Consider the following 13,034-nt stretch of genomic DNA (forward strand, 5'->3'; position numbering starts at 1 on the left):
GTCAGGGGCGGCCCATGCCGCGGTAGTCCCAGCCGGCTGCGCGCCAGGCGTCGGCGTCGAGGCAGTTGCGGCCGTCGACGATGAGCCGGCCGGCGGTGAGCGTCGCGGCGTGCGCGGGGTCGAGCTCGCGGCGATACTCGTCCCACTCGGTGACGACGATGACGGCGTCGGCGGCGCGGAGGGCCTCGTCGCGGTCCTCGACGTAGTTCAGCTGAGGGTGGATGCGGCGGGCGTTCTCGATCGCCTCGGGGTCGGTCACGGTGACCCAGGCACCGAGACCGTGCAGGCGTACGGCGACGTCGAGTGCGGGGGAATCGCGGGTGTCGTCGCTGTGCGGCTTGAACGCGGCGCCGAGCACCGTGATGTTCTTCTTGAACACCGACCCGCCGAAGGCGCTGACGACGAGGTCGACGGCGCGGTCGCGGCGGCGCATGTTGATGGCGTCGACCTCGCGCAGGAACGCGACCGACTCGCCGCGGCCGAGCTCCTCGGCGCGAGCCGAGAACGCGCGGATGTCCTTCGGCAGGCAGCCGCCGCCGAAGCCGATGCCGGCCCCGAGGAAGCGGCGGCCGATGCGGGCGTCGTGGCCGATCGCGTCGGCCAGGGTCGTGACGTCGGCGCCGGTGACCTCGGCGATCTCGGCCATCGCGTTGATGAAGCTGATCTTGGTCGCGAGGAAGGCGTTCGCGGCGACCTTGACGAGCTCGGCTGTGGCGAGGTCGGTGATGATGAACGGCGTGTTCTTGGCGACCGAGGGGTGGTAGACCTCCCGCAGGATGTCGGCGGCGCGCTCGCCTTCCGGCCCGGCGGGGACGCCCGCGACGAGGCGGTCGGGGTCGACGGTGTCTTGCACCGCCCAGCCCTCGCGCAGGAACTCGGGGTTCCAGACGAGCGTGGCGCCGGTGGGGGTCACGCGCTCGGCGAGCGTGGCCGCGGTGCCGACGGGGACCGTCGACTTGCCCGCGACGATGTCGCCCTGGGCCAGGTGCGGGATGAGCGCGTCGACGGCGGCGTTGACGTAGGTGAGGTCGGCGGCGTAGCCGTCCTTCTGCTGCGGGGTGCCGACGCCGATGAAGTGGACGGCGGCGCCCGCGGCATCCGCCATGTCGGTCGAGAACCGCAGGCGGCCCGAGGCGAGGCCGTCGCTCAGGATCTCCTGCAGCCCGGGCTCGAAGAACGGTGCGTCACCGTTCGAGAGCGAGGCGATCTTGCGCTCGTCGACGTCGATTCCGACGACCTCGTGCCCAATGGATGCCATCGCGGCCGCGTGGACCGCACCGAGGTAACCGCAACCGATGACCGACAGACGCATCATGCTCTCTCTCCGCGGCCCCGACGGCACCGACACTCTTTCATACCAACTTCCCGTGACGCGGGTGTAAACGAGCCACCCGCGTCACGGGAATGATCAGCCCGCCGGAAGCGGTCCGTAGAGCGCCGGCGTCGTCCGCGCGCCGGTCGCCTGCTCGAACGAGAACGCCAGACCCAGCAGGGTTCCCTCGGCGAAATCGCGTCCCAGGAACTCGAGGTTCACGCCGGCGCCGGGGATCTGCTCGGTCGCGCTCGCCTGGCCCATCGGCACCGTCACGGCCGGAAGGCCCGTGTTCGGGCTCAGCCGCATGTTGCTGCCGACCGTGCCGTAGGGCGTGCCGCTGGGATAGATGATCGCGTCGATGTCGTTCGCGTCGAGGAACTCCGTGACGACCTGCTTTCCGCGGGCGAGTTGCAGCGTGTGCGATCCTGCCGGTCCCGCCCAGTCCTCGTACTGCTGCGGGGTGACGGTCGAGCGCGGCCCGTACGTCGATGCGCCGCGGTTCGGCGCGATGTTCGGCGACTGCGCGATGGCCGCGAGGCTCCGGGCGCCGACCGCCGGGTTCAGGTAGTCGTCGATGTAGGCCTGCAGGTCGTACCCGAACTCGACGGCGCTGCCGCTTCCCTCGCCCAGGATGCCGCTGAATCCCTCGGGCGCCGCGAGCTCGACGACCTCCGCGCCCTGCGCTTCGAGCGTCTCACGCGCAGCGCTGAACAGGCGCTGCGTCGTGGCGTTGCTGCCGACCATGTTCTGCGAGGTCGGCAGACCCGTGATCACGGCGATGCGCGCGCCGCGGAGGGCGTCGGCGTCGAGTGAAGCGGTGTAGCTGGCGGGGACGAGCCCCTCCTGGCGAGCTGTCACCGGATCCGCCGAATCGGCGCCCACGACGGCGTCGAGAGCGACCGCCGCGTCGGTGACCGAGCGCGCCATCGGGCCGCCGGTGTCCTGCGAGAGCGCGAGCGGCACGATGCCGTCGCGGCTCGCGAGTCCGACCGTCGGACGCACGCCCACGAGCTGGTTGTAGGTCGACGGGATGCGGATCGAGCCGCCCGTGTCGGTGCCGAAACCGATCGCGGCGAGGTTGCTCGCAATGGCGGCGCCCGTCCCTCCTGACGATCCGCCGGAGCTGCGGTTCGTCGCGTACGGGCTCGAGACGGTGAGGGCGGTGCCCGCCGGCTGGTAAGCCGACCACTGCGACGACAGGTTGATGGCGAACTCGTCCATGCTCGCCTTGGCGAGGATGACCGCGCCGTCGGCGCGCAGGCCCTCGACCATGTGCGCGTCCGAGGCGGTGCGGTTGTCGTTCCAGCATCCGCAGCCGGCCGTGGTGGGCATGTCGACGGTGTTGTAGTTGTCCTTCACCGCGATCGGCACACCGAGCAGCATGCTCGTCATGCCCTGCTCGGCGCGAACGGTGTCGGCCGATGCCGCGGCGGCGAGGGCGGCGGCGTCGCCGGTCGTGATGATCGAGTTGAGCGGCCGTCCGCCGGGCTCGATCACCGCGCGATCGTAGGCGGCGATGCGGTCGAGATACTGCTGGGTGAGCTCGACCGAAGTGACGACCCCGGCGTTCATCGCCGCCTGCATCGACACGACGTCGGCCTCGACGATCTCGAAGGGACCGTCGTCGTAGATGGCCCGCTCGGAGACGAGGGCGATGTCGGATGCCGTGATCGCGCCGTCCCCGTCGAGGTCGTACGCGCCTGCCTCCGCCCAATCGGCGTCGGTGTCGGTGCTCCCGATGAACGCCGCGACGACGGCGAGGTCATCCGTGGTGACCCTGTCATCGCCGGTGAGGTCGAGCTCGGTGTAGTAGGGCGCGAGGAACGCGGCCCCGACGGTGGGCGCGGCCGCTGCGGCCACGGCGGGCACCGCGGCGGCGGGGGCGGCGACACCGCAGGTCAGCAGCGCGCCGACGGCGGCGGCGGGGACGATCAGCCGGCGGTTCATGCGTTCACCGCCCGACGGCGCAGGACGATCGCGGTGCCCGCGGCGAGGAGGACGGCGCCGAGCGCCGCGCCCAGCACGATCGGCGTCGCGTCGCCGCCGGTGGCCGAGAGCGATCCGCTCGCGGCTCCGCCGCCGGAGGCGGAACTTCCGGATCCGGCAGCCGGGGTGCCCACGACGGGCGCGCTCGCCGACGGTTCGGGTTCGGGTTCGGGTTCGGGTTCGGGCTCGGCGACGGGAAGGGCGGCGATCGTGATGTCGGTGGTCGCGGCATCCGTCGCCGTCGCCGTCTCGCCGGTGCCGCCGACGAGGCGGACGCTCGGGAGCGCGATCTCGGCGGCCCCGGCGCCCTCGGCGGTGAACGAGAGCGTTGCGAGCGTGAGGGGAGCGCCAGGGTCGGACGCGAGGCCGGGCGAGGTGCCGAGGCGGGAGTGGGTGACGGTGATCGTGCCGCTCGCGGTCTCGCGCGCGGCGGTGAAGCCGCCGTCGGGACCGGTGGCCGAGTCGTCGACGTAATCGAGCAGAGCGCCCGGCACGGAGACGTCGAGGTCGTAGGCGTAGAGGTCGACGACGTCGGTCGCCGTGAGGACGACGTCGATCCGATCGCCTTGCGTGGCGGTGGCGGCGACGCCGATTGCGAAGGTCGCGCTGGGCGGTGCGGCCACGGCGGCCGGTGCCGCAGCGAAGGCCGCGGTCAGTGCGACGACGCCGGCGAGCGCTGGCGGGAGTGTGATCGATGGGCGAGCAGGCATGCGGAAGCAGCCCCTTCCTGGGTCGGGTGCACTCAGGACGGCAGGCTCTCGTGGGGCTCCGAGCCCACGGTCCTCGGGGGATGTGCCGAGCCTGGCAGGACAGCGTTTCCTGCCGGTGTCGGTGCGTTACGCGCCGGTTTCGCCAGCCTCGCCGCGGAAGCCGGCCGCGAGCCGGCCGTCGAACTCGCGTCGGCCCGCCTTCGTCAGCGAGGCGGAGGGTGCGGCATCCGCATGCGTGATGCTGACGAGCCCCTCGCGTTCCAGCGCGCTCAGGTGCCCCTGCACGCTCGGCTGCTCGCCGTTCCCGTGCCCGAGGCTCTCTGCCAGGACGTCGACGCGCGCCGACGTGACCGGGCGGAGGGCGGCGCTCAGCCGGAAGCGCTGGGCGTCGGCGAATGGGGCCGCAGAGCGCGGAGCGCGGGCGAACGGGCGGACGACGTCGGCGGCGAAGGTGCGGTCGTAGGCGGTCACACCCAGGAACGAGACGACGAGACCGGCACCGGCCGTCAGCGCGATCCAGCCGCCCTGCCCGATCACCGCGAGGGCCATCGAGGTGACGGCGAGCCCGAGGACGACGACCGCGAGAGCGAAGCCCACAGCCCAGCTGCGCCATCCCGCCGGCAGGTCGATCGCCATGCCGAGGCGGCGGCGGAAGAACATCTCGACACCGACGAGCGCGCCGACGACCACGACGAAGGCGACGATCGTCGGGATGCCGACGCCGAGGGCGGGTACGGCGATGATCAGGGCGAAGCAGACCGATTGCGCGAGCGAGGCGGCCGGCGAAGCTCTGCGGAAACGTTGGGCCAGGCGGCGGCGGTCTTCGGCCACCGTGCGGAACAGGTCGTGGATCGGGGCGGAGTGGTCGGTCGTTTCGATCGCCATCACTCCACTCTGTCAAACCTGCGGCCCCGGTGGGGCGCACCGCGCGTAGCCTCGATTCATGACTCCCGTCACGCTCTCGCTGTCGCACGACTTCGCTGACGCGCTGCCCGCGCTCGCGCGGCCGTGGTCGGCGGATCCGGCGCCCGCCCCGCGGCTGCTCGTGCTCAACGAGGCGCTGGCCGACGAGCTGGGGCTGGATGCCGGGTTCCTGCGCAGCCCCGCGGGGGTCGACCTTCTCGTGGGTGCCGCGCTGCCGGAGGGCGCGCAGCCGGTCGCCCAGGGTTACGCCGGTCACCAGTTCGGGGGCTTCTCGCCGCGGCTCGGCGATGGGCGGGCGCTGCTGCTGGGCGAGCTGACCGCGCCTGACGGATCGCTGCGCGACATCCACCTGAAAGGCTCCGGGCCGACGCCGTTCGCGCGGGCCGGCGACGGGCTCGCGGCCGTCGGGCCGATGCTTCGCGAGTACGTCATGAGCGAGGCGATGCACGCCCTCGGCATCCCGACGACCCGGTCGCTCGCCGTCGTCGCGACGGGGCGCGAGGTGCTGCGTGAGGCGGCACTGCCGGGAGCGCTGCTCGTGCGGACGGCGTCGAGCCATCTGCGGGTGGGCAGCGTCGAGTTCGCGCGGGGGACGGGCGACATCGCCGTGCTGCGCGCGGTCGTCGACTACGCCATCGCGCGGCACCACCCCGAGGCGGCGGACGAGGATGTGCCCGCGCTCGGACTGTTCCGCGCGGTCGTGGCGGCGCAGGCCGACCTCGTCGCCCGCTGGATGCTGGTCGGCTTCATCCACGGCGTGATGAACACCGACAACATGACGCTGTCGGGCGAGACGATCGACTACGGCCCGTGTGCCTTCCTGGACGCGTACGACCCGGCGACCGTGTACAGCTCGATCGACACCGGCGGGCGTTACGCCTACGGCAATCAGCCGTACATCGCCGAGTGGAACCTCGCGCGGCTCGCCGAGGGGATGCTGCCGCTGTTCGACGACGAGCTCGAACGCGCGGTCGAGCTGGCGCAGGGCGTGCTGGCGGAGTTCCGCCCCCGGTTCGCCGAGGCCCGGGCGGCGGGCATGCGGCGCAAGCTCGGGCTCGCCGATGCGCGAGTCTCCGATGAGCAGGTCGAAGCGCTCGCCGGTGACTTCCACGAGATGCTCGAGCGCAAGCGCGCGGACTACACCTCGACGTTCCGGTCGCTGTCTGCTGCCGCGCGGGGCGACGCGGCAGGTCTCGAGGCGGCGCTCGGCGGGGATCCGGCGCTGACCGGCTGGCTGGATCGGTGGCGTGCGCACGCGCCCGACGCCGAGGTGATGGATGCCGCGAACCCGATCTACGTGCCGCGCAACCACCTCGTCGAGGAAGCGCTCGCCGCGGCGACCGCCGGAAACCTCGAGCCGCTCGGCTGGCTCACCACCGTCCTGTCGACGCCGTTCACGGCGCGCTCGGGCGCGGAGCGGTATGCCGAGCCGGCTCGTCCGGACTTCGCGGCCGGCTACCAGACGTTCTGCGGCACCTGACCGGATCGGAACGCGCGCGGGCGGTCCGTATTGCGACGCTCGTACCGCGCGTGCGTGGCGCGGCGATGCGCGTCCCGCGATGATGACGGCGGGGCCGCGCGGGGGCGCGGCGATGGGGGAGAAGAGAACATGGCCGGATCGAGCCTGCGCGCCGATGGCAAGCCGTCGTTCCTGGCGCGTCCGATGTCGCGCAAGGCGGCGCTGATCACGTCCGGGTCGGCGCTCGTGGCCGGGTTGCTGCTCGGCGGTGGCGCCGGAGGCGCGGGTGCGCAGTCCGAGGTGACGTCGCTGAAGGACCAGGTGGCCTCGCTCGAGACGGATGTCGCCGACGCCGAGACGGTGGCTGTCGAGAACGACACGGCGCTGACCGACGCCCGAGCGGATCTGGACGAGGCGCTCGATGACCTCGCAACGGCGACTGCGGCGCTCGAGACCGCCACCGCTCAGGTGACCGAGATGCAGACCGCGGCGACGGCGTCGCAGACCGAGCTCGATGCTCGCGCGGCCCGGATCTCGGACCTCGAGGGCCAGCTGTCCGCCCGGACGGTGCAAGCCCCCGCTGCTCAGGCACCGGCTGCGCAGGCACCCGCGGCACCGGCATCCACGTACTACGACAACTGCACGGCGGCCCGGAACGCCGGCGCCGCCCCCGTCCGGACGGGGGATCCCGGTTACGGGCGTCACCTCGACCGGGACGGCGACGGCATCGGCTGCGAGTAGGTCTCCCGGGCTCAGGGCACCTTGTGCCCGGCGGCCTGGATCAGCCCGTACCACTCGCCTCGCGTCAGGGGGATGTCGCTGCCTTCGGCTGCATCCGCGACGCGCTGGGGGTTCGTGGTGCCGAGCACGACCTGCATCGCGGCGGGGTGGCGGGTGATCCACGCCGTCGCGATGGCGGTCGGGGTGACGCCGTACTTCGCGGCCAGCTCGTCGAGCTTGGCGTTGAGCTCCGGGTACTCCTCGGCACCGAAGATGACGCCGTCGAAGAAGCCCTTCTGGAACGGCGACCAGGCCTGGAGCGTGATGCCGTTGATGCGCGAGTAGTCGACGAGTCCGCCGCCGTCACGGGTGATCGAGTCGTCTTCGCCGGCCATGTTCGACGCGAGCCCCTGGGCGATGATCGTCGAGTGCGTGATCGACAGCTGCACCTGGTTGGCCACGAGCGGCTGAGTCACCGCCGTCTTCAGCAGATCGATCTGGCGGGGCGTGTGGTTCGAGACGCCGAAGGCGCGGACCTTGCCCGAGGACTCGAGGTGATCGAACGCGCGGGCGACCTCGTCCGGCTCGACGAGAGCATCGGGGCGGTGGAGCAGCAGCACGTCGATGCGGTCGGTGCCGAGCGCTTCGAGCGACTCCTCGGCGGAGGCCACGATGTGCTCGTACGAGTGGTCGAAGTGCCAGTCGTCGGCGACGATGCCGGTCTTGGTCTGCAGCGTGATCTCGTCGCGCTCGGATGCCGTGAGCTTGAGCGCTTCGGTGAAGCGTCGCTCGCACGCGTGGCGCGACGAGCCGTAGAGGTCGGCGTGGTCGAAGAAGTCGACGCCGACCTCGCGGCAGCGGTCGTAGAGGGCGCGGATGTCGTCGTCGGAGAGCTCCTCGATCCGCATCATGCCCGCGACGACGTTGGGGACCTGGATGTTGCTCTGACCGAGGGGGACGCTGCGCATGATTCTTAGTATGCGCCGCGGGAGCAGGACGCGCGGCGGGGGCATGCCACCATGGGCGGATGCCGGTCGTCGAGTCGCGTTGCGTCGTTCCCGTGCCCGTCGAGGTCGCGTTCGCAGTGTCGCAGACGCAGGGCGAGGTGCGGAAGCGGTGGGATCCCTTCATCCGGCGACAGCACCTGATCGGCGCGGATCGGCCCGCGAAGGGCGTCCGCACGTACACGGTGCAGCGATTCGGGCTGGCGATGGAGAGCGAGTACGTCTCGTACAACCCGCCGTCGAACGTCGGGATGAAGATGACAAAAGGCTCGTGGTTCTTCGCTCGGATGGGCGGCGGATGGCGGTTCAGTCCGGTCGAGGGCGACCCCTCGCGCTCGGTCGCGGTGTGGCGCTACAACTTCGCCTGCCGTCCGGCATGGCTCGCGCCGCTGGCGGAGCGCATCGGCATGGTCATCCTGCAACGCGACATCGACCGGCGGATCGCGGGGTTCGCGCGCGGATGCGAGGATCCGGTCGTGCTCGCCGAAGCGGAGCGCATCCGGGGCGTGTGACTGCGCCGGACGGCGCCGGGCGGAGCCGGCCAGCTCAGAAGGGCGGTGGCTCGTCGTTGCCCACCACGGGTGGTGGCGCCCCGCCGGTGTCGGGAACGAAACACACCGACGGGATCGGAACGTCTTCTCGGTAGATCCGCCCCAGGGGTGAGGTCCACTCCAAAACCCCGCCGCCGACCTGCCTGACCTCCCACTTCGTGAACTGCTTCATCGAATGGTGTCGTTGGCACAGGTGCGCGAGGTTGAAGATGTGGGTGTGCCCGCCGAGGGCGTAATCGATGGTGTGGTCGAGTTCGCAGCGGATGGCCGCCCTCCGGCATCCGGGGAATCGGCAGTGCTGATCTCTTGCTTTGAGCAGTCTGCTCATCGCCGCGGTCGGCCGGTAGGTGTCGACTTCGACCGGGGTGCGGGTGATGGGGTCGATGAAGAGTCGGTTCCAGATTTTGGCGCGGCCGGCGAGCTTGCGGGCGGTGTCGGCGTCGATGAGCGCGGCGCCCACCAGTTCGGCGGGGGCCTCGTCGGCGCCGGTCACCGTCTCGGATGTCAGCGTCACCTGGACCTGCGCCCGGATCGCACCCAGCGGCCCGGCGGCGTCGCTGCCGTACGTCGGGTCGACGACCGGGGCGCCCCCGAGCAGCAGGTCGCCGAGGATGTCGGCGCGGAGCTGATCCATCGTGCGGACATCAGGCCCGGCGGCATCGGCCGGCGCCGCGGCATCCGCCGACGCAGCCGCAGAGCCCTCACCCGCGGCAGCATCCCCAGCCGCAGCATCCGCAGGCGCCTCCCCGGCGGCGGCACGAGCGTCTTTGACGGACTGCGCCATGGCGGTGAGGCGGTCGTGGATGCCCGCGGCGATGACCGTCGGGAGAGTGGCGCCGAGTTCGGACATGCCGTCGGTGCCGTGGGTCACCCAAACGCCTCGCTTTGCCGCGGCGGTGCGGTGTCGCTCGGCGAAGGACTCGGACCCCATGCGGGCGGCGAGGTTGCGGAGCGGCTCTCGCACGCGCGAGGCGATATCGCGCTCGCAGATCGAGATCGCCTGCCGCGCGTAGTCGTCGCGGATGTCGTCGGCGAGGCCGCATCCCATTCGGACGACGACGTCGACGTGGTCGCGCGTGATGCGCTGCTGCTCCCACGCCTCGAACACAGCGGGGTAGTCGTCGACGATGGTCAGCGCGTGGTCGATCTCGCTCTGCGCGCGGCGGTCGTGCGACCGTCGCACCCCGGCGATCTCGGCGGCGATCGAGCGCATCTCCATGTCGGAGCCCATGCCGCGCGGCCGCTCGCCGGAGCGCGCAGCGACGCTCAGAGCGCTCCGCCCCGCCTCGGCGAGCGCACGGGTCATCGCGATGTTCGCCGCGTGGAGCAGATCGTCTGCCTGACAGACCCGGTCGACGATGCCCGCGTACGGCGAGCCCGACGAGCCGGCATCCGGTTCGTGTGCGCTTTCGCCGTTCGTTGTCATGTTCCCATTCTGCCCAGGGGGTCAGACATTTTCATCGAATATCCGTACATCTGTGGAGAACAATTTTGCGGCTCGGTTGGGGAGGAATGGGCGGCCCCGGCAGAGCCCGTTTCTCTACAGCGAGCTCCTGGATTTGTCGTTTCTCTCTGACGAATCGAGGGATAACTCGAGAGACGGGCCGGTTGGCAGTGCCGACTCACGTGGTCGTTGCGGTGGAAATCGCGAGTGCCACGGCGGGGACGATCAGCACGAGGCTTGCAACGGTCCACGAGATCACCTCCGCGGCTCGCGCCCACCCTTCGCCGCGCTCTTCCGGCGGTGAGACCGTGGCGATCTGTTCGCGCGCTGCGGCGGCGAGTATCAGCCCGAGGGGGAACATGACGCTGACGAACGGACTGATGACAGCGAGCCGGTTCAACGGCAGCGTCGCAGGGCGCCTGCTCTCGTCCCGCAGGACACCGTCGTCGAGCCGGTTCGCCTTGCTTTCTGCGAGCTTGATTGCGATCGCTCGGAGAAGCCGGCTCTCGGCGGGACCATCGTCGGAGCGCGGCCGCCGTCGCCGGCCGGTGAGATAGAACGCCATGCCGGCGTTGCTGCAGGTGACGACGGCGAATCGAAGAAGAGCGTCGGCCGCAGCGCGGACCGGGTTCGTCCCGTCGGCCGATTCGATACTCGCGATGACGATCGTCCCCGAGACGCCCACCATGGCGAGGATGAACGGCAAGAACGCGGGTGTGAGCGGTGACCACCGGCGGCGAGCGGCCGCGACGAACGTGTCGTACACGGCAGCCGTGACGAAGACGGCGAAAGCCGTCAATGCGACGGCGCGCGCCACGACCACCTCAATGTCGGCAGGTGTGACCGCGTTGAGCACGAGGAGCTGAGCAACCACAAGACCGACGATGCGCGCAATGTCGCCGATCACCCCACGCACGGATGACGGCCCCGCGCGGAGCTTGAGCGCGGAAAGGGCTGCGCGCTGTTCTTCCGCGGCAATCTTCCGGCGCGTGCGACGCACAGCTGGGTCGGTCGGTGGGAGGGGGACTGCCGCAGCGGCGTCTGCCGCGAATAGCGCTAGGAGGATTCCAATAGCTATCGGGCCGAAGCCGCGCACCAGGTCGATGCCGGTCGGCGCGGATTCGATCATGTAGGGGATGGCGATGTAGATGCCCAAGCCGAGCGAGGTGGGCACGAGCAGCGCGGCGATCAGTGTGAGTAGTTGCTGCCGTCCTGCCGATGCTGTGGGCTGTTGAAGCGCCCCGGGGTCTCGTACGGCGAGTTGCAGAGTGGTGACGAACAGGCCGACGACACCGAACGCGGCGAGTGCGTCGCCGCCGCCGAACCGTGGCAGGACGAGCCGGGGCGCGTCTGGGTTGAGCTGGGTGAGGGCGAAGAGTGAGACGAGCGCGAGGGCGGCGACTCCGCGACCCAGCGTTGCGCCCAGAGTCCGCGCGTACTGCGAGAAGTCCTCGTCATGGGCTCGCAGCAAGTCGGCGAGATCGTCCGCGACCGATTCCTCTTCGGCAACCGGATCGGTGTCGGCGGGTGCGCTCAGCGAGGCATCCCGACGCGGCCGTCGGCTACGCAAGAGCATTGTCGCGAGGACTCTCATAAGGCGATTCTGCCGGTGGGCGCCTCGCCGCCGTGACGGCGCCGGGCATGTGACTTTGCCAGTCAGGTTGCGCCGATGTCACTCGCGTGGACGCGCGAAAGGCGCGCAGGTAGCCGTGATCACTAGAGTGGCGCCGCGGGGACACTCGGTCGCTTCGGCAGACGCGGCACTGCCCGCTCGAGCCGGGCGGTGACCGACTGAACGTGATGCGACGGAGCGTGGCGCGAAGGCCGCGCCGCGTGTTCGTCGCGACCGTCGGGTGCGTCGCCCTCGTGCTCGCGGTGAGCGCGTGTTCGCAGGGGCGCGTCGACCCGCAGGAGTACGACCCGTACACGGTGGCGCAGCGTGCGGATGCCGCGGCGGCGGCCGAAGCGGCCCTTTCGCGCGCGGCGGGCGGGGTCTTGCTGGCCACGGAGACCACGGATGTCTGCTCGCCGGGGAAGAGGAACTGGTGGGTCCAGGATCTCAGCGCGTGGACCTGCTCGCGTTCCTCTCGATGGCTCGTTGCGCCTGCGAGCGGCGACCCGGGGGAGGTGATCGCCGGATATCGGGCTCATCTGACCGACGCCGGATGCACGGTCGACGAATTGTCATACGAAATGGTCGAGCGCTAGTCGGCTGACTGGGGAGTCATCCTCAGCTACCACTCCGTCGATTGGACGGGCGAGATCAGCGGGACGGGCGAGGATGAGGCGGATTCGGACTTCGCGCCCGGCTGGTGCGCCTGCCGCAGCGACGACGACTGCGACTGCCCGGGCGGATAGGGGCGTCACGGGTGACGGTCACGTGCGCGTTCGGTCAGCGCTTGCGGCGGCTGCGTCGCCGACCGTACGCGGCTGCCGTCGCGATCGCCGCGACGGCGAGCAGCGCGGCGATGAAGAAGAGGGTGGTGTTTACGGTGGCTCCTCACGGTCGTCGGGTCTTCTCCACGCTACGCGGACGACGGATGCCGCGGGCGGCCCGGCTGTGTCGGAACCTCAGTGCCGGCGCAACCCGACCGGTAGTCGATACGGGTGGTAGCCCCGGGTTTGCTCAGGCCTCCTGTGCGCCCGACGTAAGCGGCGTATCGTCGCGTTCTGTCGGGGGCAGGGTGCCGACGCGCATCGATCAGGGGTGGTCTACGGAAGGGGAGGAACCATGCGCAAGTATCGAGTTACTCACATCTACGACGCAGCCGATGGCTGGCGCCAGGTGCAGCCCTTCGTCCTGACCGCTGACATCCGCGACGAACTCGTGCAGGGCGGATGCAGCATGGTGCGAGTCCGCTCAGGGCTCACGCATCGCAAGCTCTCGCTCCTTCGGGTACGCGACCTGCACTGAGGTGACC

The 13,034-nt window shown here is 70.8% G+C and carries 12 protein-coding genes; 5 read left to right on the top strand and 7 right to left on the bottom strand.

Features of this window, described 5'->3' with window-relative positions; translation table 11 throughout:
- Position 1: 1 nt before the first annotated feature.
- The 4 genes from ACLBWJ_RS11225 to ACLBWJ_RS11240 form a co-directional block, all read right to left on the bottom strand.
- Entirely contained in the window at positions 2-1,312 is a 1,311-nt protein-coding gene (locus tag ACLBWJ_RS11225) for a UDP-glucose dehydrogenase family protein (protein ID WP_447660359.1), read from the bottom strand.
- A 96-nt stretch (positions 1,313-1,408) separates the two neighbouring features.
- The gene (locus ACLBWJ_RS11230; protein WP_447660305.1) at positions 1,409-3,262 is read right to left on the bottom strand and encodes an amidase family protein; all 1,854 of its coding nucleotides are present in this window, start codon (positions 3,260-3,262) and stop codon (positions 1,409-1,411) included.
- A complete protein-coding gene (locus tag ACLBWJ_RS11235) occupies positions 3,259-4,011 on the bottom strand; it encodes a hypothetical protein (RefSeq protein ID WP_447660306.1) in 753 nt (250 codons plus the stop codon). Before ACLBWJ_RS11235 ends, ACLBWJ_RS11230 begins: the two co-directional genes overlap by 4 nt.
- 126 nt (positions 4,012-4,137) lie before the next feature.
- Complete coding sequence (locus tag ACLBWJ_RS11240) at positions 4,138-4,896, bottom strand: hypothetical protein (RefSeq protein WP_274179422.1); 759 nt, start codon at positions 4,894-4,896, stop codon at positions 4,138-4,140.
- A 58-nt stretch (positions 4,897-4,954) separates the two neighbouring features.
- Here ACLBWJ_RS11240 and ACLBWJ_RS11245 point away from each other — a divergent pair, with 58 nt between their 5' ends.
- The gene (locus ACLBWJ_RS11245) at positions 4,955-6,415 is read left to right on the top strand and encodes a protein adenylyltransferase SelO (protein ID WP_447660307.1); all 1,461 of its coding nucleotides are present in this window, start codon (positions 4,955-4,957) and stop codon (positions 6,413-6,415) included.
- 129 nt (positions 6,416-6,544) lie between these two features.
- A complete protein-coding gene (locus ACLBWJ_RS11250; RefSeq protein ID WP_205289239.1) occupies positions 6,545-7,135 on the top strand; it encodes an excalibur calcium-binding domain-containing protein in 591 nt (196 codons plus the stop codon).
- Between the two features lie 11 nt (positions 7,136-7,146).
- Here ACLBWJ_RS11250 and ACLBWJ_RS11255 read toward each other — a convergent pair whose 3' ends face one another.
- The gene (locus ACLBWJ_RS11255) at positions 7,147-8,082 is read right to left on the bottom strand and encodes an aldo/keto reductase (protein WP_447660308.1); all 936 of its coding nucleotides are present in this window, start codon (positions 8,080-8,082) and stop codon (positions 7,147-7,149) included.
- 59 nt (positions 8,083-8,141) lie between these two features.
- On the opposite strand from ACLBWJ_RS11255, the gene ACLBWJ_RS11260 reads away from it, so the two are divergent.
- Positions 8,142-8,630 (top strand): SRPBCC family protein, encoded by a 489-nt coding sequence (locus ACLBWJ_RS11260; protein ID WP_447660309.1) that lies wholly within the window; start codon positions 8,142-8,144, stop codon positions 8,628-8,630.
- Positions 8,631-8,664: 34 nt separating this feature from the next.
- Here the strand turns inward: ACLBWJ_RS11260 and ACLBWJ_RS11265 are convergent, their stop codons facing one another.
- Both ACLBWJ_RS11265 and ACLBWJ_RS11270 read right to left on the bottom strand, forming a co-directional pair.
- Positions 8,665-10,095: an HNH endonuclease gene (locus tag ACLBWJ_RS11265; protein ID WP_447660310.1), complete on the bottom strand. Its 1,431-nt coding sequence runs from the start codon at positions 10,093-10,095 to the stop codon at positions 8,665-8,667.
- Between the two features lie 196 nt (positions 10,096-10,291).
- A complete protein-coding gene (locus tag ACLBWJ_RS11270; RefSeq protein WP_447660311.1) occupies positions 10,292-11,689 on the bottom strand; it encodes a hypothetical protein in 1,398 nt (465 codons plus the stop codon).
- A 257-nt stretch (positions 11,690-11,946) separates the two neighbouring features.
- On the opposite strand from ACLBWJ_RS11270, the gene ACLBWJ_RS11275 reads away from it, so the two are divergent.
- Together ACLBWJ_RS11275 and ACLBWJ_RS11280 are read left to right on the top strand one after the other, a co-directional pair.
- Positions 11,947-12,321, top strand: coding sequence for a hypothetical protein (locus tag ACLBWJ_RS11275; RefSeq protein WP_447660312.1), 375 nt, complete (start codon positions 11,947-11,949; stop codon positions 12,319-12,321).
- 523 nt (positions 12,322-12,844) lie between these two features.
- A complete protein-coding gene (locus ACLBWJ_RS11280; RefSeq protein ID WP_447660313.1) occupies positions 12,845-13,027 on the top strand; it encodes a hypothetical protein in 183 nt (60 codons plus the stop codon).
- The last annotated feature ends 7 nt before the right edge of the window (positions 13,028-13,034 follow it).

It is taken from the genome of Microbacterium sp. M4A5_1d, from assembly GCF_053345465.1.